This is a genomic window from Kitasatospora griseola, from assembly GCF_014648555.1.
GTDB lineage: Bacteria > Actinomycetota > Actinomycetes > Streptomycetales > Streptomycetaceae > Kitasatospora > Kitasatospora griseola.
Genome location: NZ_BMRI01000041.1, coordinates 1 through 22,983 on the forward strand (window position 1 = coordinate 1; position 22,983 = coordinate 22,983).

General features: G+C 72.7%; 25 protein-coding genes and 1 pseudogene. 9 read left to right on the plus strand and 17 right to left on the minus strand.

Translation table 11 applies throughout. From position 1 onward, the window contains the following. Window positions 1-1,172: 1,172 nt before the first annotated feature. The 4 genes from IEZ12_RS32295 to IEZ12_RS32310 all read right to left on the minus strand — a co-directional run bounded on the left by IEZ12_RS32295 (window position 1,173) and on the right by IEZ12_RS32310 (window position 4,231). Window positions 1,173-1,949: a hypothetical protein gene (locus IEZ12_RS32295; protein ID WP_189277183.1), complete on the minus strand. Its 777-nt coding sequence runs from the start codon at window positions 1,947-1,949 to the stop codon at window positions 1,173-1,175. Between the two features lie 244 nt (window positions 1,950-2,193). Next, a complete protein-coding gene (locus tag IEZ12_RS32300; protein WP_189277185.1) occupies window positions 2,194-2,505 on the minus strand; it encodes a hypothetical protein in 312 nt (103 codons plus the stop codon). Window positions 2,506-2,634: 129 nt separating this feature from the next. After that, on the minus strand, window positions 2,635-2,967 hold the full coding sequence (locus IEZ12_RS32305; RefSeq protein ID WP_189277186.1) for a hypothetical protein: 333 nt from the start codon (window positions 2,965-2,967) through the stop codon (window positions 2,635-2,637). A 10-nt stretch (window positions 2,968-2,977) separates the two neighbouring features. Beyond that, complete coding sequence (locus tag IEZ12_RS32310) at window positions 2,978-4,231, minus strand: hypothetical protein (RefSeq protein WP_189277187.1); 1,254 nt, start codon at window positions 4,229-4,231, stop codon at window positions 2,978-2,980. A gap of 194 nt (window positions 4,232-4,425) precedes the next feature. On the opposite strand from IEZ12_RS32310, the gene IEZ12_RS32315 reads away from it, so the two are divergent. After that, window positions 4,426-4,692 carry a hypothetical protein gene (locus IEZ12_RS32315; protein ID WP_189277189.1) on the plus strand — a complete coding sequence of 89 codons (267 nt, stop codon included), beginning with the start codon at window positions 4,426-4,428 and terminating at the stop codon, window positions 4,690-4,692. A gap of 84 nt (window positions 4,693-4,776) precedes the next feature. Here the strand turns inward: IEZ12_RS32315 and IEZ12_RS32320 are convergent, their stop codons facing one another. Continuing rightward, window positions 4,777-4,998, minus strand: coding sequence for a hypothetical protein (locus IEZ12_RS32320; RefSeq protein ID WP_189277191.1), 222 nt, complete (start codon window positions 4,996-4,998; stop codon window positions 4,777-4,779). Between the two features lie 111 nt (window positions 4,999-5,109). After that, window positions 5,110-6,678 (minus strand): hypothetical protein, encoded by a 1,569-nt coding sequence (locus tag IEZ12_RS32325; RefSeq protein WP_189277194.1) that lies wholly within the window; start codon window positions 6,676-6,678, stop codon window positions 5,110-5,112. A gap of 25 nt (window positions 6,679-6,703) precedes the next feature. On the opposite strand from IEZ12_RS32325, the gene IEZ12_RS32330 reads away from it, so the two are divergent. Continuing rightward, window positions 6,704-6,907 carry a hypothetical protein gene (locus IEZ12_RS32330; RefSeq protein ID WP_189277196.1) on the plus strand — a complete coding sequence of 68 codons (204 nt, stop codon included), beginning with the start codon at window positions 6,704-6,706 and terminating at the stop codon, window positions 6,905-6,907. Window positions 6,908-7,096: 189 nt separating this feature from the next. Here IEZ12_RS32330 and IEZ12_RS32335 read toward each other — a convergent pair whose 3' ends face one another. After that, window positions 7,097-7,381 (minus strand): hypothetical protein, encoded by a 285-nt coding sequence (locus IEZ12_RS32335; protein ID WP_189277198.1) that lies wholly within the window; start codon window positions 7,379-7,381, stop codon window positions 7,097-7,099. Window positions 7,382-7,809: 428 nt separating this feature from the next. Beyond that, window positions 7,810-9,468, minus strand: coding sequence for a carbohydrate-binding protein (locus IEZ12_RS32340; RefSeq protein ID WP_189277200.1), 1,659 nt, complete (start codon window positions 9,466-9,468; stop codon window positions 7,810-7,812). Between the two features lie 166 nt (window positions 9,469-9,634). On the opposite strand from IEZ12_RS32340, the gene IEZ12_RS32345 reads away from it, so the two are divergent. Together IEZ12_RS32345 and IEZ12_RS32350 are read left to right on the plus strand one after the other, a co-directional pair. Beyond that, entirely contained in the window at window positions 9,635-10,978 is a 1,344-nt protein-coding gene (locus IEZ12_RS32345) for a hypothetical protein (RefSeq protein ID WP_189277202.1), read from the plus strand. 173 nt (window positions 10,979-11,151) lie between these two features. After that, window positions 11,152-11,547 (plus strand): hypothetical protein, encoded by a 396-nt coding sequence (locus tag IEZ12_RS32350; RefSeq protein ID WP_189277204.1) that lies wholly within the window; start codon window positions 11,152-11,154, stop codon window positions 11,545-11,547. Window positions 11,548-11,742: 195 nt separating this feature from the next. Here the strand turns inward: IEZ12_RS32350 and IEZ12_RS32355 are convergent, their stop codons facing one another. From IEZ12_RS32355 to tap, 5 genes are all read right to left on the minus strand, one after another. Next, window positions 11,743-11,940 (minus strand): hypothetical protein, encoded by a 198-nt coding sequence (locus tag IEZ12_RS32355; RefSeq protein ID WP_189277206.1) that lies wholly within the window; start codon window positions 11,938-11,940, stop codon window positions 11,743-11,745. 121 nt (window positions 11,941-12,061) lie between these two features. Continuing rightward, window positions 12,062-12,388 carry a telomere-protecting terminal protein Tpg gene (tpg, locus tag IEZ12_RS32360; RefSeq protein WP_189277208.1) on the minus strand — a complete coding sequence of 109 codons (327 nt, stop codon included), beginning with the start codon at window positions 12,386-12,388 and terminating at the stop codon, window positions 12,062-12,064. Beyond that, the gene (locus IEZ12_RS32365; RefSeq protein ID WP_189277210.1) at window positions 12,373-12,630 is read right to left on the minus strand and encodes a helix-hairpin-helix domain-containing protein; all 258 of its coding nucleotides are present in this window, start codon (window positions 12,628-12,630) and stop codon (window positions 12,373-12,375) included. Before IEZ12_RS32365 ends, tpg begins: the two co-directional genes overlap by 16 nt. 126 nt (window positions 12,631-12,756) lie before the next feature. Further along, the gene (locus tag IEZ12_RS32370; RefSeq protein ID WP_189277212.1) at window positions 12,757-13,110 is read right to left on the minus strand and encodes a hypothetical protein; all 354 of its coding nucleotides are present in this window, start codon (window positions 13,108-13,110) and stop codon (window positions 12,757-12,759) included. Window positions 13,111-13,210: 100 nt separating this feature from the next. Continuing rightward, window positions 13,211-15,691 carry a telomere-associated protein Tap gene (gene tap / locus IEZ12_RS40220; protein ID WP_189277213.1) on the minus strand — a complete coding sequence of 827 codons (2,481 nt, stop codon included), beginning with the start codon at window positions 15,689-15,691 and terminating at the stop codon, window positions 13,211-13,213. A 207-nt stretch (window positions 15,692-15,898) separates the two neighbouring features. Between tap and IEZ12_RS32380 the strand changes: the two genes are divergently transcribed. The 3 genes and pseudogenes from IEZ12_RS32380 to IEZ12_RS40730 all read left to right on the plus strand — a co-directional run. Further along, window positions 15,899-16,771, plus strand: coding sequence for a hypothetical protein (locus IEZ12_RS32380; protein WP_189277215.1), 873 nt, complete (start codon window positions 15,899-15,901; stop codon window positions 16,769-16,771). A gap of 458 nt (window positions 16,772-17,229) precedes the next feature. Continuing rightward, a complete protein-coding gene (locus IEZ12_RS40225) occupies window positions 17,230-17,364 on the plus strand; it encodes a hypothetical protein (RefSeq protein WP_268250288.1) in 135 nt (44 codons plus the stop codon). A gap of 552 nt (window positions 17,365-17,916) precedes the next feature. Continuing rightward, window positions 17,917-18,174 (plus strand): annotated as a pseudogene (locus IEZ12_RS40730) (hypothetical protein); the annotation flags it as partial. 639 nt (window positions 18,175-18,813) lie between these two features. On the opposite strand, the gene IEZ12_RS32390 reads toward IEZ12_RS40730, so the two are convergent. From IEZ12_RS32390 to IEZ12_RS32400, 3 genes are all read right to left on the minus strand, one after another. Continuing rightward, on the minus strand, window positions 18,814-19,755 hold the full coding sequence (locus tag IEZ12_RS32390) for a hypothetical protein (protein WP_189277217.1): 942 nt from the start codon (window positions 19,753-19,755) through the stop codon (window positions 18,814-18,816). Window positions 19,756-19,977: 222 nt separating this feature from the next. Continuing rightward, entirely contained in the window at window positions 19,978-20,616 is a 639-nt protein-coding gene (locus IEZ12_RS32395; RefSeq protein ID WP_189277219.1) for a hypothetical protein, read from the minus strand. 99 nt (window positions 20,617-20,715) lie between these two features. Further along, window positions 20,716-20,955: a hypothetical protein gene (locus IEZ12_RS32400; protein WP_189277221.1), complete on the minus strand. Its 240-nt coding sequence runs from the start codon at window positions 20,953-20,955 to the stop codon at window positions 20,716-20,718. Window positions 20,956-20,978: 23 nt separating this feature from the next. On the opposite strand from IEZ12_RS32400, the gene IEZ12_RS32405 reads away from it, so the two are divergent. Together IEZ12_RS32405 and IEZ12_RS32410 are read left to right on the plus strand one after the other, a co-directional pair. Further along, entirely contained in the window at window positions 20,979-21,176 is a 198-nt protein-coding gene (locus IEZ12_RS32405) for a hypothetical protein (protein ID WP_189277223.1), read from the plus strand. A gap of 48 nt (window positions 21,177-21,224) precedes the next feature. Next, on the plus strand, window positions 21,225-22,001 hold the full coding sequence (locus IEZ12_RS32410) for a hypothetical protein (RefSeq protein WP_189277225.1): 777 nt from the start codon (window positions 21,225-21,227) through the stop codon (window positions 21,999-22,001). Between the two features lie 481 nt (window positions 22,002-22,482). Here the strand turns inward: IEZ12_RS32410 and IEZ12_RS32415 are convergent, their stop codons facing one another. After that, the gene (locus IEZ12_RS32415; protein ID WP_189277227.1) at window positions 22,483-22,716 is read right to left on the minus strand and encodes a hypothetical protein; all 234 of its coding nucleotides are present in this window, start codon (window positions 22,714-22,716) and stop codon (window positions 22,483-22,485) included. Between the last annotated feature and the right edge of the window lie 267 nt (window positions 22,717-22,983).

Below are 22,983 nucleotides of genomic sequence, written 5' to 3' on the forward strand. Positions count from 1 at the left end.
GGGGCGCGGAAGCCGCATCCGTAGGGCCGGGTACCGAACAACGGCCCAGGCCAGCAACCGGGCAACGAAGCCGGGCCACTCCGCCCGGGGCCGGGCGGCCGGGCGCTGCTCCCCCGGCCGCGCCGCCCCGCCGGCAGTGTGGGAGTCCGGCGGGGCGGGTTCGTGGGGTCGATCAGTTCCAGCCGGAGTCGGCGGCGGGGAGGAAGCCGCCCCCGGTGCTGTCGGGTACCAGCGTGCCCCAGTAGACGTCCCCCGCTCCGGCCCGCGCCGTCCGGCTCGCGCGTCGGCGCCTACACGGTGTCGTCGGGGTGGAAGTGCCGGCCGTCGCGCAGCTCCTCGCCCTTCCTGGCGGTGCCGAGGGACCCGGGTGCGGCGGGCCGCCGGACCCCGCATGCTCGACGGCCTGGCCGTCGCCGTCGGCCGGCCGCAGGCCCCCATCGGAACCAGCACCGGAACCGTCATCGGAAGCGCCGTCGGAACCAGCATCGGAACCGGCCGGGAGAGGTTGCTCCGGGAGTTCATCAACCGCCAGCTACCTCGCCGCGCTCCGGCACTGACACATCTCATGTCGCCGACCGCTGACACAACCTGTCGCCGGCCGCTGACACGACCCCGTCGCCCGACACGGCCGGTCCACCGCCACCCGTTCCGGGGGGCGCAACCAGAAGCGAACTGCCCGCCGCAGGCGCGAACCCCGAACCGACCAACCGACCAAGACACAAGACCAAAAGACAGAGGAGAAGGGGTTGCCGGAATTTCCCGGCGGCCACGCAGGCGCTCTGCGCTGTGGTGGTGCCGGACCGGGCCGGGCGGCGGTGTGTCCAGGAGACACCCGGAGAGATGCCCGAGCAGACACCTCACGAAGTATTCCACAAGTCACCCCACAAGACTCCGGCCGGGAAGGCCGGCCGCGCCGCCGGGAGAGGTTGCTCCGGGGCCGACGGGCGCCCTGTCCCAGCACCGTCCCAGCTCTGTCCCGGGCCGCCGGGCGGGGCCGGTCCGGCGGCCTGGACGCAGGTGGAGACAGAAGAGACAGGTGGAGACAGGTCGTGTCGCGCGATGCTCCTACCTGGGAAAACACCTGTGTCATGACACAGATGACACAGGTGGAGACAGATCGGAGACAGGTGGCCGGCCCCGACCGCGCCGCAGTGCGGCCGGGGCCGGGCGGGTCAGATCAGGCCCTGCCGCAGGGCCAGGACGAGCAGGTCGGCCGCGGGTTGCGCGTCGGCGGCGAGCAGGGGTTCGCGGTCGATGGCATCGAGGACGAGGCGGCCGTCGACCAGGGCGGCCCAGCCGGGTAGGTCGGGCAGTCCCTGCTGGACCCAGCCGATCCGCTGCCTGCCGCGGTGGAGGGCGACCAGGCCGGTCCGGCCGCGCCAGGCGTGGGCGGTCAGGGCGCCGAAGGGCTGGCTCAGGTCCGGCTCGCCGAGGTCGGCGGGGAAGGCGGCGGTGCGCTGCGCAGCGAGGGCCAGGCGCGGTTGGCCGTCGGCGGGGGCGTCGGGCTGCGGCTGCGGCGTGGCGCTCTGTGCGGGGGCGGGTGCGGCCGGTGCGGCAGCGCCGACTCCTCCGCGAGGAGGTGTCGGGGCCGGGCCGCGGCCGTCCTGATTACCTCCGCGAGGAGGAGTGAGGTCTCCCGGATTATCTCCGCGCGGAGGAGTGAGTTCGGCTCCGCCGGACGGGGCGGGCACCGGGCCGGGAAGGGGCCGCGGCAGGTCGGCGGGAGGCCGCGGAGGGGTGGGCGCACTATCTCCGCGCGGGCCTGTTCGGCCGTCGGGGCCGCCGTCGCCGCCGCCCTCATTACCTCCGCGAGGAGGAACAAGGGCCGCTTCGGCCGGGGCGGCGGCCGCCTGCTGCCGGGCAGGCATCCCCGCCGCCGGCGACCAGTCGCCGTCCCCGTACAGGGTCTCGTAGCGGATGGTGCGGCCCAGGCGGCCCGGCTGATTCAAATAGGAATGCGAGAAATCTCCGCGCAAAATGCACTGCATCTCCGCGCGGAGTTTCGGGCGGGCCGCCGGGCGCGGCCGCACGGAGGTGTCGGCGCCGGCCGCACGAACATGACGCGGGCCGTGCTCCGCCCGGACCGGCCCACGGTCCCGGACCCCGGCAGCCGCGGCCGGTGCCGGTGCCGGTGCCGGTCGCCTCGATGCCGGGCACCGGCCGGTCGGCCTCCCGCGAAGCACAACGGGACGGTCAGCCGATCGCACCGGGGTGGTCCGGCACCGCCGCCGCCGTCACCACGGCGTCGATCACCCGGTCGCGCGACTGCCGGACGGCCCGGGCCGCGACCCGCAGCACGGCCACCAGGTCGGCCCGGCCGCCGTCGGGATCGTTCAACGCGAACTCCGCCGCGTCCACCAGGACCACGGCCGCACGCACGCTGTCCTTCACCTCGCAGGTCCGGAACGCCTCCGGGTCGCAGGCGCCGACAGTGCGCTCGAAGCCGCGGACCGCCTCGGTGAGCCGATCCGCAGCGTCCCGGACGTTCTCGGGCTGTTCTTCCACACCGGGCACAACAGCCGCCCGGCCTCCAAGGTCACGGCGGTGGACCGTCGGCACCGCCGAACCGCCTGAGCCAGTCCGCAGCGGCGGTGGCCCTGCGGGCGCCGCCGGCACGCCGCCGGCAGGGAGTGGTCAGCGGCCCTGTTCGGGGTCGGTCCCCGGTTCGAAGACCACCGCGCCGGGGACGTGGTGGTCGCGGAACGCCTCGACGACCCGGACGCCGCGGGGGCCGAGTTGGGCGTAGGCGGTCAAGCCGGGCCAGTCGCCGGCGTCGACCAGGGTCCGGCAGGTCGGGCAGGCGTAGAAGCGGTCGCCGGACTCCCAGTCGAAGTCGTCGAACCGCAGCACGAACTCGGCGGTGGAGAAGTAGACGATCGCCCCGGGACGCGAGCAGAAGTCGCAGGCCGGCACCGCCCGCGGGCCGACGCCGTACGCAGGGGCGGAGGGGTCATCGCTGCTTGGCATGCCCGGCATCCTATGCGCCCCGGGCCGCGCGGAGGTCGTGGACGTGGGCGTGATGGATAGCTTGGGCGGCCAGCTCCGGGGTGGTGTGCAGGGCGGCCTGCTGGGTGACCGGGTCGCCGAGGAAGAACCCATCGTGGACCGCGACCCAGCCGTCGCCGCCGTCCAGGCCGTGCTCGACCCAACCGACCTGGTGCCCCTCGCCGAGGACCACCAGGACGTCCGGCTGCACCGTCCATCCGGCCAGCACCCAGTCGTAGCCGAAGACCCGCTCGTCGAGCGGGACCCGCACGTCCATGCCGCGGGGCAGACCGCGCAGCAACGGATCCCGCGGCACCGCCACCGTCCCCGCATCGGGGGCAGGGCCCGGCGTCCCGCCGGAACCGGCGCTCTGCTGGGCGAGGCGCTGGTCGACCAGACCGCGCAGCCGGCGCTCGGCGGCCGGCGACGAGGGCGCGCCGGGAGCTGCCGGTGTTTCTCCCCGGGGCGTTGAAGTCGGCACAGCATCGCCTGCTGCCGATGCCGCTGTTTCTCCCCGGGGCGTATCGGCGGGCGTCCGGTGCGCTCGACGCCCTTCCGGGCCTGCCTGCGGGCGTTCCGTTTCTCCCCGGGGAGGTCCGGTTCGCGGCATCGTGGCGGGCGGTACGGGGCGCGGACCGGGATCGGCCGGCGCGGGGGCCGCGAGCAGGTCGGCGCCGACGGCTGCGGCGATCCGCTCCGCGGAAGGCGTTTCCTCCCGGGGGGAAACGGGCGGGGCGGACGGGTCGACGGCCGGGGCCGGCGGCGCGAGCGGGTGGCCGTCGAGCAACTGTCCGACGAGCTCGCGGTGGCGCGCGGAGAGCACGTAGGCGGCGGCGCGCATGTCGGCCCCGGCACGCCGGAGCAGGTCGGGATCGCTGCTGCGGGCCGCCCGGTCGAGCTGGAGCAGGAACACCTTGGTCTGCCGGTGGAGCTCGGCGGCGGCTTCGAGCAGTTCCTCCCCGCCCGCGCCCGCGCCGACCGGGAGGTCCAGCGGCCGCAGGACGGCCCCGGCGGGCGCGGCCGTTTCACCCCGGGGGGATTCGGCGGAGTCCGCGGCCGCGGCGAGGGCCTCCCGGCGCTCCCGCTCGCGCTGCCGGTCGGCCTTCGACGAGCACGCCTTCGAGCAGTACTTCGGCCGCCGGCCCGTACCCTTGCGCGGCGGCAGCTCGTCCCCGCACACCGAGCACGTGGGAGCGCCGAACAGCATCGGCTCCGACACGCCGTTAACCCCCGGGGAGAAACTCATGGTCGGGATGCTAGCCCCCACCTCGCCACCCGTTTCACCCCGGGGCGGAACGGGCTGCGGGCGCGGGCGGCGCGCGGCACCCTGCGACATGCGCGGCAGGGTCCGGCGCGGTTGTCCCGCAGCACCGCCGGGGCGGCGGGACGGCGACCAGTGCCGTTGGTCGCCGGCGGCCGGCGCGCGCGAGGATGGGCCGGGTGACCACCAGCAGCCCGCCGCCCCTGCACCGCGGCATCAACGCCCTGATCCCCTCCGCCCCGCCCGCCACCACCCCGGGCGAACGCGCCGCCACCCAGCTCCTGCACCTGCGCACCGCAGCCGTCCCCGTGCCGGTCCTCGCCGCCGCACTCGAACTGATCGCCCCTCAACTCGACGACCCCGACCCCGCCACCCGCGAGGTCGCCAACGACGTCCACACCCGCCTGGCCGCCGCCATCGAGGACGCCACCCACCCACAGCGGTAACCGGGCCCGCCGCCCGGCGAGAATGACGTCAGGTGCGCGCCGCACCCATTGCCCGCGGCGCGCACCACACCGCCGCGGGCGGAATCAGGCCGGGACGTCGGGGTCCTGGACGGTGGCAAGGTAGCCCGGGCCGAGCCGGCGGCGAGCGGTCGGCACGGCGGGGACAGCGGCCGCGGCCTCGCTCTCCGGCTCCGGGCCCGCGACGCGTTCGGCGGGCAGCAGACGCGTGTGCTCGTCGGCATCGGGGGCAGCGGGTTCCTGAACGGCAGCGAGGTAGCCGGGTCCGAGCCGGCGACGGACGGTCATGAACCCAGTCTGACCTGCCGTCACCGGACGAACCGTCACCGACAGCCCGCACGGGGAAGGAGTGGTGGTACGCGCCGTGTTCCATTCGCCCGTGGTATGCACCGTTGGGCCTCACGACCGGGGGGTCGTGCCGTCGGCACGGAACGGTTCGAGCAGGGGATCGGTGCGATGAACGGGTTGCACATTCCCGCTGGTCCGGCTCTTGTGAAGACGGCCTGGCTGGCGGTACGGCAGTGATCGCGCAGTCGTTCCCAACGCCTGTAGGAGCAGGCCCGAGGCGAACCCATTGTCCTTTACTCGATGCAGGAGCTCGGTTGTGCGTGTCAGCTCGGGGAAGGTGAACCCTCCGGCGGCCGCCCGTATCGCCTCGCGCAGTTCTTCGCGGATGTGGGGCTCATGGCGCGCGACGTCGGCCAGGCGCATGATCGACTCCGGTGTGATCTGCTTGTTTTTCGCGGAAAAAACCGGCTCGGGCTTGGGTTCCGGTGACTGGCCGGGCAGCCGCTCCCGCAGGGTGAAGATGTACTTGGGCGCGGCGTCGCCGGCCTCGGATTCTCCGACGGACTCCGCCACCTCGGCGTCGATCGCCTCCGGCGCCTCGACCTTCTCGTTGTCCGGCACGGGCTCGCCGGCCCTGTCGGTGCGGCCGAGTTGTTCGGTGACCTCGTCGAGGCGGTTCGCGGCGGCTTCGAGATCGTCGGTGATGTCGGCCAGGACCGTGGGCACGTCACCGGTCATGGTGAAGGCCGGCAGGATCGCCGGACCTCCGACGACCAGGGACGGCAGGGGCTCGGTCAGCTCGTCGCTGACCTCCCTGCCGCTGACCGCCCGCAGCTCCATCACCTTCTCCTGCAACTCGGCGGTCTGGACGGTGGCTCGGGTGGCGAGCGTCAGCGCCCGCTCCCGCTCGTTCTGAGCCCGTCCCAGCTGCGTGGTAGCCGCGACACGCTGCCGGTCCGCGCTCTCCAGGCGCTGCTTCGCCTCCCCCACCTGGGCAGAGTTCGGCTCCCGTTGAACGAGCAGCTCCACCTGGTGCTGCTTGAGCATGGTGACTTGCGACTCCAGCTGCGCCACGAGCGCAGTGAGCGCGACCACTTTCCGGTCGGCGGCCACCAGCTCCTCCTTCGTGGCCGCGTAGAGCTCCCGGATCTTCAGCAGCTCCTCCTGGCTGCTGATCAGCTGCTTCTGCAGCACCAGCACCTCTGTGGCGGTGGGATCCGCCACCGCCGTCGGAGAGTTCACGTGCTCGCCCCAGAGGACCCTCGCCGATGCGATCCACTCCTGCTGCTCCTTGAGGGCCCCGGAGCACACGTCGGCGAGCGCTTCGATGAACTCCCACGACAGGGCCTTGCCCTTGAGCATCTCGTAGAAGGTCGTCTTCGAGGGCAGCTTGCCGTCGGCGAAGTGCTCGGATGTGAGCGCCGAAAAAACCTGCATACCTGTCAGGCCGCAGGTGTCGCGCCACGAGCTCATCAGCCTGGCCAGGGCGTTGGCCTGCTCCGTTTCTCCGAGTAACTGCGTGGATTGCGGCCAACCTCGGCGAGCCTTCTGCGGCACCGTTCCCCCTCCGTGTTTTTCCGCGGAAAACGCCGGACAATCGGCTTCCCCGCCTTCCCGCGCCGGCCCCTCCCGAATCGGATGGATGGTGGTGATGCGGGCCCGAGCGTGGTCCGCAGCCACCCTCTCACCTAGGAGCATCCACCTGTTGGCAAGTCACCTCACCACCACCCGCGTCCTGCTCATTGGGGTCGCCTTGCTGACCTCCGTCGTGGTCGGCATCGGGGGCGGCCTGCTCCACCGCATCGACCACAACACCATCCCCGCGTGCATCTTCCAGGGCGGCAAAACCTTCACCGGCTCCATGACTGTGTGCATGAGCATCCTGATCGCCCTCGGCCTCCTGTTCTGACGTCCGGCCCGGGCGACCGTAGGACGCAGGGCACCGGGGGCAACCCCGGCGCCCGTTCAACCGATCCGCCAGCACCTCGCCGCCGACGTCTGGCCGAGGCCGAGCTGCAGCGGACCGCCCGCTCCCGCCGCCGAGAACCCCCGAACACAGCCCTGCGGCCAGCTCGCACCGGACGGGCCGTCACCCGGTCTACGGGTGCGGGCCGATGCGCACCACCTCGATCGTGTCGCAGCCGGTCCACGTCCAGTGGATGCGCCAGCCGCTGCCGGCGCCGACGCGCGAGCCGTAGACGCAGTCGCCGAGGTGGCCGGGCAGCGCGTGGTGGCGGTGGGTGCGCAGGCCCGGGTGGCGCGGGTCGGCGGCCAGGCGTTGCAGGGCACAGCGGACGTGGTGGTGCAGGGTGCGGTCGGCGCGGGGGCCGGCGAGGCGCTGGAGGGTGCGGGTTGGGGCCGGGCGGTAGGTGACGGTGGGCACGGTGGAGTCCCTTCTTCGTGTCTTCGGGCATACGAATGGCCCGCCACCGGTGGGTGGCGGGCCATTCGGTTACTGGTCGCTCGAGGCTTCCTGTTCGGGATCGAGGGCGATGAGGTGCAGCAGGTGGAGGAGGCGGTCGGCGGTGCCGGGCGCGGTGTGCGCGCGGAGCCTGCCGTCGAGGCCGATGTCGGCGCGCCACAGGGCTGTCGCGTCGGACAGGACGCGGGTACGCCCCTGGACAACGACCGGGTCGGCGTCCGTGCCGGCGCAGCGCGGTGTGGATAGTCGCCGCAGTCCAGGGCCCGTCGCTGGACGGCGGCACGCAGCGAGCCGTAGCCGGCTTGCGGATCGGCTCCACTCACCAGCGGTGTCCCTGCCCCGGCGGAACCGGGGGCAGGGACACCGGGCCTGAAGGTGCCAGGACCCTGCTACCAGCGGCAGGTGGCGCGGGCGGCGGACGCGGCGACGCTGTAGGTGTCACCGGTGTTGGCCGGCTTGTTGAACACGGTGACGGAGAACCAGCCGTCGGAGGGGATGGTCCAGTCGCCGAGGCTGACCCAGCGGCCGCGGTTGGCGGCCTGGTTGACCGGGGCCGGCAGGTAGAGGTGGGGGTAGGTGTTCTGCCTCGGGTCCAGCGCGTAGGCGGCGAGGCCGCCGGCCTGGGTGGTGTTGGGGATGTAGACGTCGATGGTGCAGGTGCCGGAGCCGGGGTGCTGGGTGTTGAACTGCCAGACCGCCCCTCCGTCCGCGTGCCCGGCCTCGGGCGAGACCTGGGCGGCGACCGCGCCGCCGTGGCAGCCGTCGGTGCCGAGTCCGCCTGTGGTGGGTTTGAAGATCGGGTCGGGAGAGAACCATTCCGCGTCGCAGCCGTATCCGTGGACGGCGCTGAAGCGGACCGTCGTCGAGGCGGGGGTGCTCGCATCCCCTCCGGGCTGCTGGCCGCCGGTACCCGCGCCCCCGTTGCCGCCGCCCGAAGCGCCTGTGGTCGAGCCGCCGGTGCCGGGCGCGCCGCCCGCCGAACCGGGTGCCCGGCCACTGCTGCCGCTCCCGCCGACCACGCCGCCCGGGTCCGAGGCGCCCGCCGTGGCCCCGGTCGTCGGCACAGCGGTGCCGGACGCGCCCGTCGAAGGCGGAGCGGCCGGCGACACCGCGCTGTCCGACGCGGTCGCACTAATCGACGCGACGGCTCCTGCCGCGGGCCTGTCGTCCCTGCCCGAGGCGCCCGGCCGGCCGGCTTCCTGATCGCCGCCGAGGTGGCGGTAGCCGTACACGGAGCCGGCCACCAGCACGACGGCGATCACCGCACCGGCCACGCCTGCATACGCCCGCCGCCGGCTCCGGGAGCGCCCGGGCGCCACGGGGAGGTCCTGCCCTGCCGGCCCGCCGGACGTCCCGGCCCCGGCGCCCTCGCCCCGGGTCCCTCCGCCACCGGCCGGCACCACCGCACGCACCGCAGGCCCGTCCGGGACGGCCTCCCCGGTCGTCCCGGGCTGCGACATGCCCTTCGACGGATCGTCCTCGAAGACCGCCGGGTCGGCGGCCGCCGGACGCCCGCCGCCGTCCCCGGCGCCCGGCGCCCTCTTTGTGCCCTCCGCTGCATCCACGTCCGCGGCAGGGTCCGGGTCCGCCGCGCTCGCGCTGCCCGCCGACGGCGCGACGCCCCGAACGCGCGGCTCCTCCTCTGTGCCGGCTGCGCCGGCGGCAGCGGGCCCCGACTGCCGGCCACCCCCCGCGGCCGCCCCGCCCGACGTCTGCTGCTCCTCGCCCGGGGCGCCGGCGCCGCGCGCTGCCGAGCGGGCTTCTGCCAGCAGGCGCAGCAGTTCGGGGCTCTGCACGCCGAGGGCGTCCAGGAGCAGTTTCAGCGAGGACGGTTTCGGCAGCGGGTTGGCCTTGCGCCAGTTGTAGAGCGTCGCGCGGGCGACCGTCGGCTGGCCGGACGGGCCGGTGGTCCGCCGCAGGAGCGCCTCCACCCCTCCGTAGTCCTCGTCGACGAACGCGGTGAACGCCACCACGAATGTCGCCACCGGGTCCCCGCCGGTACCGGCCGCCTTGCCCTCTTCTTCCACCACCGCTGTCCAGTTCTCCATTCCCGCAGCTCAGCGCACCGTGGACCGTCCATTCCGGTCCACGAATGTCCAACTCCGTCCACGACCGCCTCCAAGCATGGTGGACGACACGGCGCCGCGTGCACCGTTGTTCCACGCCAACTCGGCGCTCTCCCAACGGATCTGACGAATCAGGGGTTGATTCCGCATGTCCCGACACAGGATCGGTACCGCGCTCGCGGTGCTGCTCGCCGTCATGCTCGCCTTGTTCACGGCAGCCGGCGCCCACGCCCAGAGGCTGTCCCCGGAGTCGGAGGACTCCGCCACGCCGGCCGACCTCACCTGCACGACGACGACTCTGCGTCCCCTCGACGTGCCGCTGGAGGCGAAGGTCTGCATCAGGCGGCACTCCGCCGCCGGCGCCCAGGCCGTGCTCTTCCTGCCCGACCGGACCCCTCGCGGTCTGCTCGGTCCGGAGGCGGTCTGCGCCGCCGAAGTCGACCTCGTCGACGCGGCCACCGGCCGGTCCGTCAATCCGGGCTTCCCGGCACAGACGGGCCCGTGCTCCGGCGTGCTGTGGGGCCCGTACGTCGACGCCGCCCACGACAAGCCCCTCGAGGTCCACGCCGTCGCCGGCGTCCGGGCCTACTTGCCCGGCCGGCCTCGCATGGTCGGTCCCACGCTGGCCGAGCAGTTCCGGCCCAGCCCCGACGTCACCCTCGCGTTCGCGACCTGCAGCACCGGAACCCTCAACGGCGAGTACACGAACCTGCACTTCGCGTCCGGGCAGTTCGTCGAGATCGAGTTCGTCACCGCCTCCACGTTGCCCACCGCGCTGCAGGTGACCAACCACGGCAACCACGACGCGGTCGACTCCGGCGGTCCGTTCCAGGGCGCGCCCTGGTACTACACGACCGTCACCCCGTCCTTCGGTCCGGCGATCCACGACATCGAGGTCTTCTATCCGGGCGGCGGCGAGAGCAACGTCGGCCGGTGGCCCGCGGCTGCGAACGTCGGCGACGTCGGCTACAAGATCCGCTCCGACAACTGCTTCACCAGCACCGGCGCGCAGAAGTACGACGCCCCGGCCGAGTCCGGCTCCGCCCCGCAGGCCGACCGCCCGGACACCGACGCCCTCTCCCCCGCACCCCGGCCGGCGCCCCTCGGCCAGGACAGCACTCCGGCACCGCCGCACAACGGACCGAGCAGCCAGCCCCAGGGCCAGAACGACCGCCCCGGGAAGGCGTTCACCACCCAGCGCATCACCGACGGGTTCCTCGTCAAGAGCAAGGACCGTCCCAACGGCCCCGACGCCGGCCACATCGACGGCGGGCCCAACCACGACGGCAACGGATTCCCCGTGCAGGTCGACTGCGAAGCCCACGGCCCGGCCGTCGACGGCCACCCGTACACCGTCTGGGACCGCCTGACCGACGGCTACTGGGTCTACGGCTACTACCTCACCACCCCGGGCAACGGCTTCGACATCGGACCGATCGACCAGGCGCACCCCGGCGCCGGCGGCCTGCCGCTGTGCGACGGCTTCCAGTAGGGGCCCGAACCGCGGGGTGCGGGCCGGACACGCTCCGGCCCGCACCCCGTCCCCGTCGCCGGCCCCTCCCGGCCGCGACCACCCGGGCCGCCGTGGGCGATGCGCGGCCAGGCCCGCTCCGCCTTCCCCGACCCGCGGCCGCCGACCGCCGCCCCTTCCCCAAGGAGAAGACCATGGACACCGACACGATCGTCATCATGGCCGCGCTGGGCGCGCCGCTGATCGTCATCAGCGTCGTGGGCAGGATCACCTGCGCGATAAGCACCCGCCGCTTCCGGCGGATCCTGCACGGTCGGCAGCGGCACGGCGGCGTGGTCACGTGGATCTGGTGGGCTCTGAGCCACGTCTGCCGGATCGGATCCGTGGTGTTCGTCATCGCGACGTTCTTCGGAGGGTGGTGGGGCGTCGACATCGACAACCTGTTCCCCACCAGCGGGGGCCTGCTGTGGCAGCTCGCTTCCGAGGGCAGCACCGATGTGATCGCCTACTCGCTCGGCACCGCGCTCGCGGACGAGTTCCACAAGGAGTACGAGGCGCGCCGCGGACGCCTCACCCCGGCCACTGCCTGACAATCTCTCACCGGCCCGAGACGATCCGAGCATGCGCCACGCCGGCAGGCGCGACCACAGGGAGCGTCGGCACCGCAGGTCGCGCAGCATCGGCGGAGACACGGCGATCATCGGCACAACGTGGAGGGGCCCGCGGGCGATGCCGACCGGAGCGGCTGCGGGTGGGCGACCGCCATCCAGGAACGCGCCGGCGGGTCAGGTCCGGTAGGCGAGGTATCCCTTGCCGAGGCGGCGGCGGGCGCGGGGGGCCTCGGTATCGGGCTCGGCCTCGGCCTCGGTGTCCAGCTGCGGGGCGCGTTCGACGGGCAGCAGGCGCGGGGCGTGCTCGGCGGTGTCGGGTTCGGGGGCGGTCGGCCTAGGCAGCGGCAGGCCCAGCGGGCGGCGGTCGGTCATTTCCTCAGCCTGCTCCTGTCCCGCCGCAGCCGTCCACGAACGCGCCGAGGGCCCCACCGGTGGTCGGCGGGGCCCTCGCTGTCGGTGTGTCAGCGGTCGGTGCGGCGGCCCTGCAGGCGGCCTACAGCCCCGGCCGGAGGTCCATCCAGGCGATGTCGTTCAGCTCGACATCGTCGAGGCTGTCGGCGCGGGTCCCGGCAGCCTTGAAGTACTCGTCGCGCAGGGCCTCGGCGAGAATCCGCTCCTGCTCGGCCTGGCCGGCTCCCGCGTCGCGGGCCTCGTACAGGCGGCGGGCGACCGCGCCGGGCATCTTCTGGGTGATGATGCGCGGCCGGGGGTCGTCGGTGGTGTTGCGGCCGGACGTGTAGCCGATCGTTCCGCTGAGGGTCAGCATGAAGCCGTTGGCCTCGGCGGCCCGGCGGACCCGCTGCTTCACCCGGGCTGCCACTTCGCGCGGACCTGCTGCTCGACCTTCTTCTCGTTGCCCTTGGTCATGGTCGGCACCTCGCCCGCTTTGAGGGCCTTCACCCAGCGCTGGGCGGTCCGTACGGACACTCCGACGCTCTGGGCGAGCTTGTCGGTGTCCTCCCTGGCGACCTTCTCCCACAGGAACCGCATCCGGGCGGCAGTGGACTGCGGGATCGGCTTGGTGCGCTCGGCCCGCTCCAGGCCCTCGTCAATCTCCCCCATGGGGCTGTCCTTCCTCGTCCTCGTCATGGTGCGTTGTGGTTCGTCGTGGTGCGTTGTGGTTCGTCGTGGTGCGTTGTGGTTCGTCGTGGTGGTGGGGCCCGCCCGGCCGGTGCCGGGCGGGCGGTGTCACAGGGTCCAGCCGATGAGGGTCAGGCGGTGGCCGCGGTCCTCCAGGTCGCGGCGGGAGGCCGCTTCCTCGCGGGCGTGGACCAGGGGCAGCACCAGGTCGCCGCCGCCGCTGGCCGGGACGTCGTTCCACACGCCGCCCTGGTCGTCCAGCCACACGGCGGTGTGGTCCTCGCTCGGCGCGGCGGCCGGCACCGCGACGCCCGCGTCGGCCGCCGCGCGCAGCCAGGCGTCGGCCTGGGCGGTCAGGTCGGCCCGGACCTCCGGCTTCAGACGATTCCAGGCGGCCGAGCCCCACTTGGTGTTGCGCCAGTACGCGGCGGCGAGCTGCTCGGCGCGCGGGTCGTGCTCCATCGGGTCCTCCCCTGGGTCCGGCCGCCGGTCGGCGGCCGCTGCTGACAGGTCGTGCGGTACGGGGCCGGGTCCGCGTGGTGCGGGCCCGGCCCGGGGCCGGCTACTCGTCGGCGGAGACGACGCCGCCGGTCTTGATGTGCCGGGCCGGGTTCGCGCCGCCGGCGAGCAGCTCGGCGACCTCGGCCATCGGGCGGGAGCCCTCGAACTTCACCAGGCCGGGGCTGACGCCCAGGCGCAGCGAGGTGGTGAGGGTGCCGTCGGGCGTGGTGAGGACGTCGAGGGCGCCGGGGCCGGGCGAGGCGAACACCGCGCAGTCGGAGAGGACCGCGACGGCGTGCAGGCCGGTGTCGGCGGCCATCTTGCGGAGCTTGCGGTGCAGGTTCACGGTGGCGGTGTCGATGATCAGGGCGCGCATGAGCGGGTCCCAGGTCGGGCGGTCCAGGGCGGCCCAGCGCTCGCCGTACCGGTAGTCGAGGCCGCGGGGGCGCTCGCGCATCTTGCCGATGGTGCCCTTCGCGGTCGCCTTGATCGCGGTGAGCACCGCGAGCTCGGCCGGGTCACCGGTCGCCTTGAGGCCGGCCATCGCGTCAAGGAACGCCAGCGGGTCGGTGTCGGCGAGGTCGGCGGGCACGCCGAGGGCGGCCATCGTGTCCATGTACGCGGCACGCAGGTGCTTGTGCCAGGGATCGAGGTACGGGCCGGACTCGTGGCGCAGCCAGGCCTCCAGCGGGCGGACATCCGCGCCGAGCTCGACGGCGTAGGCCAGCTTCGCGGTGGAGTACCAGGCCGGACCGGTGGGCCGGGTGCCGTCGGCGGTGAACGGCGACGGGAGCAGCGGGTCGGTCTCCACGTGCGACAGGTCCACCAGCCACGAGCCGGGGATGCGCTTGTCGAAGGCCGGGTTCAGCTCGTGGACCGGCCCGGACAGCGGCAGCGTCAACCTGCCCGCCGCCGCGAGGAACGCCATGTTGACGTCCAGGCCAACCGCGAACGGCGCCGCGGCTTCCCGGTCGGTGAGGAAGCGGCACCAGTCCCACGCCTCGGTGACCAGCGCGCCGCCCGGCTCCCGGCCCTGGGCGAGCGGATGCATCTCCGGGACCTCCGGCGGCGCCGGATCGAAGGCGTCCCGGGGTCGGGAGCCCTCCACCGGCCCGGACGTCCAGCCCGCCTCGGTGCGCACCGCCTTCGTGGGCGGGCGCAGCGCGGTGACGAGGTCGAGGCCGGAGACGGCGGTGGAGCCGCGCGGGGTGAGGACACGGGTGGCGTAGGTGCCGAGGAGGCGGGCCAGGCCCGGAGCATCGAGGCCGGCCGGAATGGTCCAGCCGCCGGAGCCGAGCGCTCCCCAGCCGGGGATGGACAGCTGCACGCACTGGCGCTTGCCGTCCTCAGGGGTGCGGTAGATCCGCGCCCACGGCCCCAGACCGCGCTGGGTCAGCAGCCACCCCGCCTTCTCCAACTGCTTCACCACCCGGTGAGACTTCGGGAGCTGCCCCAGGCGCGGCACGAACTCCTTCTTCTCGTCCCGCCCCATCGGCGGCAGGCCGAGCTCCGCGAGCGCCGCGTCGGTCACGACGACCAGGGCGTCGCCGTCCTTGCCGTGCCGGTTCAGGCGCGGCGAGCCGAGCCCCGCCCCGAGCGCCCACTCCACCAGGTCCGCGAGCGTACGCCCCGTCGGCGCGGTGGCGGCGGCGGTGCCGTCGGCCAGGTAGGCGACCAGGGCCCTGCCGGACGGGGCGACGTCCACCACCGCCAACGGCCCGGCCGGGAAACGGGCCGCGGCGGCCAGCTCCCAGTCGGACACCGCCGGCGTCGCCGACGCCTTCTTCACCGCGGGTCGACCGCGCCGGGCCGCAGCGGCGGGGCGGGCGGGAGTAGCGCGGCGCGGGGCAGCAGCAGGAGCGGGCCCGGCGGCCGGCACCTCGGCGGTCGGCGCGGCCGCAGCGGCGATGTTCGGGTGGCGGGCGAGTGCCTCCAGGGCGGCCTGCGACGGTCCGGCCGGCTCCACCCGGGTGTGCCGTTCCACGACCGGGGCCGGCTCCTCCCGCACGGCCGCAGGGGCCGGGGCGGCAGCGCACCAGCCGCCCATGTGGACCGGCTGCCCCGCGGACCGGAACGGCGTCGGGCGGCCGCACCGCACACACGGCTCGGGCTCCGCGCTCAGCAGCTCCCCGGACGCGGTGCGGTCGAGCTCGACCACCGCCTGGTCCGCCGTGTCGCCGCCGAACGCCGCCGACACCGGCGCCGCCGGGGCGGCCGGGGCGGCCGACGGGACCCGGGCGGCGGGCACGAGGCCCGCCTCCTGGGCCAGGCGCAGCCAGTCGGAGGGCTCGACCGTGCCGTGGCGCAGCGCCAGGGAGCCGAGGAAGCGGATGTAGGCGGCGCGCTTCGGCGGGCGCGGCTCCGTCGTCCCGGCCTCCCAGCGGATCACCGACTCCCGGCGCGTGCCCAGCGCCTTCGCCACCTCGTCCTGCGTGAACTCGCCGGCCTCCCGCAGCCGCGCCCGCTCCTCGGGCACCGGCAGATCCGACACCGGCTTCGCCCGGTTCAACAACGCGTCGACCGACGCGAACAGATCACTCACAACCCCACCTCCTCCCCACAGAATAGCGTGAAAGTCACTCACGGATCGCACTTTTGAATGTAACTAGCACGATCGGGGACATCCCGGGATGTGACGGAGCACCGTAGTTTGCGCGTGGAGCAGCCTGGTTGGCGACTTCGGCCCGCACGGGGCTCCGCCCTGCCAGGGCCCGGAAGGCAGCCGATCTGCACCTGGTTGAATCAACGGATGAGTGAGCCCTTGGTCGACCTGGGAGTCGTCACAACACCGTCCGGAGCGCTGGTCCTGGGGATGGCCGGCTCGATCGACCAGTGGCCCGAACACGGCGACCCACTGTCCGTGCGGGCAACGGCTGCGGCGGAGCAGGGCGGCGGCCACCTCCACGAGCCTGCGGACCGCCCGAGCCAGGAGTGGTTCTGCGAGGCGGTCGCGGTGCCGGCCGCGTCCGACCGGCCGTTGAAGGTCCGCGCGCAGACGTGGGATTCGTACGACGGGCCGGTCGTCACGCTCCTGGAAGTCGACCTCGGCCTGCCGTGGCCGGGCGATCCCGGCGGAGAGCTGGTTCATCTCGGCGACCTGCCAATCGACCGGTGCGGCATGCTCCTTGGGGACGCCCACGCCCTTGACTCGTTCGTCGGGCTGTCCGGCGAGTCGATCGACGGGCTCGCCGATGTCACCTACTGGGGGAAGTACGAGGACGACGCCCACGCCCGTTTCGGCGGCGAGTCGATGTCCCAGGTCGATGGGCGACGCGGCCCCTACGGACGGCTTGATCTTCCTCTCCACGAGGCTCACGAACTCGCCGACCAGATCAGGGACTGGCTGTCGAAAGGTCCTCGCACCGGTCTGATGGTCGCTGCGGATGCGCATACCCACTTCCACCTGCTCGACCGGTCCGGCGAGGCCCACCCCCTGCTCGCCGGGCAGATCGAACTCGACGGGGCCCGGATCCTGCGCCTTGGCTGGGACCCTGGCGACCACTCCATGCGCCACCGCGGCGAACGTGCCTGGGACCAGGTCTACGCCGTCACCCTGGAGCGGGCCGGCACCACCACCCTGCTGCGCTGGACAATCCCCGCAGAAGCCGACGACCCCGAATAGGCAGCCAAGCCGCACAAGGCAGTCGGCCGTGCGGAGCGACGGCGAGCGAACAACCGGACGAACCCGCCTCGCAAGGTATCGCGCTCCACTCTCGCAAACCGCCCTGCACTGCCACGACGCTGACCAGCAAGTTCTAAACGATCACTCGCAAACTACGGTGCTCCGCCACAGGAACCGGACCACCACAGCGAGCTGGAAGTGGAGCGGGAACGCCGACCCGGCGGAGCACTGCAGGACACGCGTGCCGATGGCAACTGCAGTGGCCTGCTCGCCGGTCTTCCACGAAGACCGCCCACGCCTCGGGATATCACCGAGGCGTCATCTCCCGATCACGGCCCAAAGGGGGTAGTGCTGACGGTCCGTCATGTGTAGCGTCCGACTGTGTCTCCGTGAGACGGGACTGCCCACCGCACTCCTGGCCGGGCACCCGGCCCGGCCTTCGCGTGGAAGGACTCACCATGGAGAACGACGATCACCTGCCCGCCAAGGGCCGGCGCCCCGAGAGGATCGGCCGCTGGCTGAGGCGCAACGCCGCAGTCATCAGCGCGCTGGCAACGGCGGTGGGGGTGATCATCGGGGTCGTACGCCCGTAGCCCACGACCCCGGCCTGGGCCGCAGCCAGCAGCCCGGCACGAGCGGCCCGTCCGCTCAGCACTCGGCCCCCGACCAAAGTGAGGTTGGTCGGGGGCCTTCGCGCGATCAGACGGGCCGAACCCTGCGGCGCCGCCGGCCCGTGGGCATCGGGCTGACGCCCACCACCGGCAGGCCGCCTCCGGCACGGCCGTCCTGCAAGACACGGTAACCGCGGCCCGGCCCCGAGCAACAGGGGTGTCCAGCGCTTTCCGACCAAGCTGTCCGGGGCCGGCTACCAGCGGGCGATGCGCTCCGGCACAAGGCCGGCATCACCCCCTGATTCGCAGGGCCGACCAGGGACAGCACGAGCTCGGCCGGCTCGCCCTCGAGATCGTCTCCGTCTCCCAGCAGGTCACCGACTCCCGGCGTGCTCAACACCCGGACACTCCGCAGGAACCTGTGGTCCGACCGCCGGTCGGCCTTCTCCGCGTGCGCCCGTTCCCGAGTGCAGCAACGGTGAGGGGGTGGGACGAGCACGGCGGGAGGCATCGGTGGCACAGGAGCCGGACGGGATGCACCGCCGACCGCCGGGGGCGGACGACGCGACCATCGAGGCGCTGGGGATGCTGCCGAAGGCATTGGAGTACACCGAGCGGGCCCGCGGGCACCTGTACGCGGTGCACCACATGACCGGCGGCGCCGACCGGATGCTCGCCGACGCGGTGCGGATGCTGCGCCGGGCCGGACACGGCGAGCAGGCCGACCTGGTCGAGCGGGAGCTCCTGGGCCGGGACGTCGTCCCGGGCATGTGGACCTACCAGCTGGTCGAGGCCGAGATGCGGCGGGCCGCCCGCTCCCGCCGCGGACACGGGCCTCCGCAGCCCCCGGGCCCGGGCCCGTGCGGCCATGCTGAACGGGGTGGTGGCCGAGCCGACTCGGTACCACCACCCCGTTGTGGTCGGCTACTGATAGGGACTGATCATCAGCACCGTGATGACCGGGACGGCTTCGCCGTCGGCGTTCTTCTCGTCCTAGGAGTCCAGACTTTCTGGGGACGAGCGCGACGCAGGGTGCGCACGAGCGTGACCACCGCGGTCGCCAAGTTCGCGGCTTCGGTCAGATCGGCGAGCAGTTGATGAAGGTCCATACTTCCCGTCTCCTTGATCGACCCAGCCGAAGCGGCCGGGCGCGCGGTCTTGCGCGCAGGTATGGCGTGATGAGTTGTGGGACAGGGCAAGGTCCGATGGACGCTTGGTGGGGTTTCGAACCCTGATGACTGCATCTGGCATGCCATCGCGGCTGAGGGTGAACAAAACGCGACAGGTTTCACTCGAGCCTGGACGCCAGAAATTTGCCCATGGACTGTCACAAGACAGCCAATCGGCCACCCCTGGCCTGCCCGATGCGCTGGCCGACCGATGAGACCAACTGCAAACCGACAGTCAGTACGCAGGGAACTTGATCACCGGTCAGCCCCTGGAGGCGGCGAGGGCACGTGTCGTGCAGCGGACGCCGATCCGTCGGGCCTTGCGGCGAACCCGCTCACCAAAGGCGCGGGGGTCAGGATGCCCGACCATCGCGGCAGCTTGCGCCCAGTTGAAGTCCGGGTCGCCCGCCCAGGCCAGGACAACCTCGGCCTCCTCCGGGGCGAAACCGCGCAAGGCCTCCGCCAACCGACAGTCCGACAACTCTTCGGACAGAAGCTCCCGGTCAGGCTCCCGAAGGTCAATGAGTAGATCGGCTACATTCATGTCCCGACCGATGGGTTGGCTGAGCAGAACGGAACGGCGACCCCGGACTCTCCGCTCCCATAGCGGCTGCAGATTCCGGTGCTCGATCCGCGCGTGCCGGTGCAGCAGAGCCGCCAGTTCCGGATCGCGAAGAGCCCCTGTTCCAAGGTGGTCCACCCAGTCACCAAGCAGGGCGTTCTCCACCGCTTCCCGCCACCGGGCCGGATCGGACAGGTTGAGCCAGTTCCGGCTGAAGGCATCCACTGTCACCGCGTCCCCGTCGATGGCGGCGTTGCGAGCGGTGAGCGCGGCCAAGAGCGCCGCGCGGGTCGGAGGTTGCCGTTCAACTTCGGCGAGTTCTCCGACCGCCACCAGGATGCTGTCCGCGAGGAGCCGCAGGGAGGCCTCCAGTTCGGGTTGTTCCTCTGCAGTCGCCTCAACGTCGGTTGAGGCGATGAGCAGTCTGATCCCTGCTCCGACCAGTAGGTGGAGGAGCGCCACTTTCTCCGGCAGTCTCGGCTGGAACTCGATGAGGTCCACCCAGGGCCGATGTCCGCCGATGGAGACGCACCGGTCGACAGTGTCAGTGAGTTCCTGACTGCAGCGAGCACACCAGGTTGACGGGTTGGCCCGGACAGCGAGCGCCACATGATGTTCGAGCATCGAGAACGGTGGGAACATGCCGGCTCCTTGCCTGGATGAGTTTCAGGGTCCCTACCTTCTGGCTCGGCATCGGGAGCAGTCGGCAAAAACTTTTGAGCCCGCGGCACTCCGCCTCCCGCCTCCGCTCTCGGGCCGCCTTTTGCCCTGGCTCCCGAAGGATCCGACGACGGCCGACCGTTCGATGGCGGGGGTGCCGCCGAAGGCGGTGCGCACGGCAGCAGCGATTGACGCCCGCCCGGGTCAGGCCTCCGTGGCCCGAGCGGCAACTTCCCTGATGCGCTGGGCGGCGTCCTCGCGACTGAGGGTCTCCCACTTCGCGCGCGCCTCCTTGAAGAGCGCCAAGGCCTCCTTGCGGGCGGCGCGCTCCTTCCAGTACGTGGTCCACAACCGCAGTGCCAGCCGATGCGGCTGCCACCACCTGGGCTCGTACCACAGCTCGTACCGGCACAGTTCGAGATACTTGTTCATCGCAGTCACGAAGGCAGCATTCACAGCCCGATAGACCTCGTCTCCCTGCCCGGGGGTGTACTCGCCGACCGCCCGGGCCGCGTCGCCCAGTTGGTCGGCCATGGCGATGACCTCCCGGGTGCCGGACAACCGAACGGCCACGTGGGCCATGGCCATCAGGTTCGCCGCCGCCATTCGGTCCCGCACGACGGTCGAGGCCTGCTTGAGCGAATCCTTCGAATCAGCCAGCGTCATCGCGCTGACCCAGCCGGCAGAGAGAATGAAGTGGGTGCAAGCCTGGCCGTATTCCAGGTAGGCGAGCCTGCGCTCCTCCCGGCTGCCGACGCGGGCGATCCCCACCTTGCTACCTGGGGTGAGCGCGCCGGCCAAGGCCTTCGAGCCCGCGCTAACGACTGCCGTGGTGATATCCATGCGCGGCATCCAACCAGCCATGCAAGCAACTGCGCGACCAACTGCAGGAGTTCGCTTCGAAAACCACCCCGACTGCGGTCGGCCGATACGTCCCCTCTTTCAGGACGCTGCGTCGAGGAGGCCCGCCGCGAGAAGAGGAAGGTCGAAGCGGTAGGCGGCGGCGCACAGAGCGTCCGGCAGGGAGGTCTCGGAGCCCTCACGGGCGGCGCCGCCGATCAGTTTCAGCGTGACGACGGTGTCGTCGGCCGGGGTAGTGCGCCACGACGACGCGATGAACGACACGGCGAGCAGCACCCAGGCGATGGTCGACTGCCTGCGCGACAAGTACCGCAGCAGCATCCAGATGAACGAAGACATCCACGATGCGGTGGCCGACGGCCGAATCCCGCCGCTGGACGGCAACCGCGAGCAGCACGCCCGCTTCACTCTGCGGTCGGTGTACGAGGCCCAGTCTGCTGGAGCTGTTCGAGACGACCATCGTGGCGCACCTCGGCACCGCCGGGCCGATGGGCGCCATCGCCGAGCAGCAGCTGCGCATCCTCGCCGGACCGTTCCTGTAGCCCGGCCCACGCGGTTCCCCGGCCAGCCCCGCCGGGAATGAGCCGGACATGGATGAGGACCAGGAGCAGGCCGGCCCGGCCGACACGACACACGCCCGGGAACTGACCGAGCAGCTGCGCACGGCGATCGAGGACGTCCGGACCGCCGTCCTGGTCCTCGCCCGCCGGGTCCGCGCCGCTCACCGCGCCCGGGTGTGGACCGTCCTCGGACACCGGTCGTGGCCGGCGTACGCGTTCGCGGAGTTCGGGATCGGCCGGTCGACCGCATACCGGCTGCTCGACCTGGCCGCCGTCGCCGAAGCGATCGAGACCACCGTGCAGCACGAGCTCGGGGTGTCCCACGCGTGGGACACCACCGACCTGGTCCTGCCCGTGCGCGCCATCGCCGACCTCAAAGGCCGCACCGCGGAACTCACCGACCTGATCGCCGAACGCCTCACCGAAGCCCACCAGGACGCCGGCAGCGCCGCGATCCCTGCCGAGACCGTCGGCGGGATCGTCGCCGCCGCGGTCGCCGAGGTCCGCGCCCGCCCCGACGTCCCGGCCGTCGAGCTGGAGACCGGCCCCGCCCCGGACGGCACCACCGCCGAGGCCTGGCGCCGCCACGTACACGCCGGCCGCGACGCGATCACCCAGCAGCGCGCCGCCCAACTCGGCATCGGCACCCTCGCCCTCGAACTCGCGCCGGCCCACCTCTCCGACCGCCAGGCCGAGGACGCAGGCCTCACCCGCCTCGCGAACGACATCGGCATCACCACCGACGAGATCCTCGCCTGCCGCCGCTACGCCATCACCAGCGACGTCCGGGCGATGAACGGCTGGTGAAACTGCAGGCCAGCGGCAGGCGAACCCGAGCATCGCGAGAGGGCGCCGGGCGGTCGTGATCACGGTGTCGCAGCCCGAACCAAGCCGGGTAGGCCAACCCGCTATCACCAGTGGCAGCGATCTGGCCCTGGTCACCAGGACCAGGGCACCGGCAAAGGCCTTGGCTGACAGGCCGCTTCCGGCGGGTGCTTCGGGCCAGGGCCTCCTCGGGTTCGACGCAGGGGCGGTGGGCCTCCTCGGGTTCGCGCGGGCGGTTGTAGTGGTGCGCAGGATCTCCTCCCGGGCGGCGGCTTCTCCGGCTGCCTGGTCGAGTTCGGCGTCGAGGCGCTGGGCGTGTTCGGTGTCCGGGTCGTAGCCGTTCCAGGCCTGCAGCTTCTGGCGGGCCTGTTCGACGACGGGCACGGCGCGGATCGCGAGGCGGACCGCGCAGAACGAGACCCCGCGCACGGCGGGGTCTCGGTGGGCCGGGATGCGGCCGGGTTCAGGCGATGCCCCGCCGCACGTAGCCCGCCAGGGGCTGGCAGGACCAGCCGCGGGCGTCCCGGCAGTCGGAGGGCGGGTCGCCGACGTCGGCGCCGTAGTAGCCGCCGGCCTCCTCCATGAACCTCAGCTGCTCGCCTGTCGCGGTGTTGGTGCCTATCCGCGGCACCAGGAACGGCTGATAAGGGGTTGTGCGGTCGACCGGGTCGGCCTGGAACGGCAGGTTGAGTCGCATGTTTCCGTCTCCCATCGGCCGGTTCTCGCGCCTGCAGGACCCTGATCCGGGGCCTGTACGCCGGGAGCGGCCGGGTCCTCGTGTCGGCGGGCCTGCGCCCGTCGGCACGCTCCGGTGACAGCGGTACTGGTCACAGTCCTGTCAGGGGGTTCGCGAAGCCGTCGAGGACCATCGGGGTGTGGTTTTTCAGGATGTCGTCGAACCACGAGTCGGCCTCGACGCCGACGGCGTCGGTGACGGCTGCGGTGTGCATCCCGGTCCGGTCGA

Coding starts and splice junctions, on each gene's coding strand:
- IEZ12_RS32305 (WP_189277186.1), bottom strand. CDS start 2,967: ATGCCAAGCAGCGATGACCCCTCCGCCCCTGCGTACGGCGTCGGCCCG.
- IEZ12_RS32310 (WP_189277187.1), bottom strand. CDS start 4,231: ATGAGTTTCTCCCCGGGGGTTAACGGCGTGTCGGAGCCGATGCTGTTC.
- IEZ12_RS32320 (WP_189277191.1), bottom strand. CDS start 4,998: ATGACCGTCCGTCGCCGGCTCGGACCCGGCTACCTCGCTGCCGTTCAG.
- IEZ12_RS32340 (WP_189277200.1), bottom strand. CDS start 9,468: ATGGAGAACTGGACAGCGGTGGTGGAAGAAGAGGGCAAGGCGGCCGGT.
- IEZ12_RS32345 (WP_189277202.1), top strand. CDS start 9,635: ATGTCCCGACACAGGATCGGTACCGCGCTCGCGGTGCTGCTCGCCGTC.
- IEZ12_RS32350 (WP_189277204.1), top strand. CDS start 11,152: ATGGACACCGACACGATCGTCATCATGGCCGCGCTGGGCGCGCCGCTG.
- IEZ12_RS32355 (WP_189277206.1), bottom strand. CDS start 11,940: ATGACCGACCGCCGCCCGCTGGGCCTGCCGCTGCCTAGGCCGACCGCC.
- IEZ12_RS32365 (WP_189277210.1), bottom strand. CDS start 12,630: ATGGGGGAGATTGACGAGGGCCTGGAGCGGGCCGAGCGCACCAAGCCG.
- IEZ12_RS32370 (WP_189277212.1), bottom strand. CDS start 13,110: ATGGAGCACGACCCGCGCGCCGAGCAGCTCGCCGCCGCGTACTGGCGC.
- IEZ12_RS32380 (WP_189277215.1), top strand. CDS start 15,899: ATGAGTGAGCCCTTGGTCGACCTGGGAGTCGTCACAACACCGTCCGGA.
- IEZ12_RS40225 (WP_268250288.1), top strand. CDS start 17,230: ATGGAGAACGACGATCACCTGCCCGCCAAGGGCCGGCGCCCCGAGAGG.
- IEZ12_RS32390 (WP_189277217.1), bottom strand. CDS start 19,755: ATGTTCCCACCGTTCTCGATGCTCGAACATCATGTGGCGCTCGCTGTC.
- IEZ12_RS32395 (WP_189277219.1), bottom strand. CDS start 20,616: ATGGATATCACCACGGCAGTCGTTAGCGCGGGCTCGAAGGCCTTGGCC.
- IEZ12_RS32400 (WP_189277221.1), bottom strand. CDS start 20,955: ATGCTGCTGCGGTACTTGTCGCGCAGGCAGTCGACCATCGCCTGGGTG.
- IEZ12_RS32405 (WP_189277223.1), top strand. CDS start 20,979: ATGCGGTGGCCGACGGCCGAATCCCGCCGCTGGACGGCAACCGCGAGC.
- IEZ12_RS32410 (WP_189277225.1), top strand. CDS start 21,225: ATGGATGAGGACCAGGAGCAGGCCGGCCCGGCCGACACGACACACGCC.
- IEZ12_RS32415 (WP_189277227.1), bottom strand. CDS start 22,716: ATGCGACTCAACCTGCCGTTCCAGGCCGACCCGGTCGACCGCACAACC.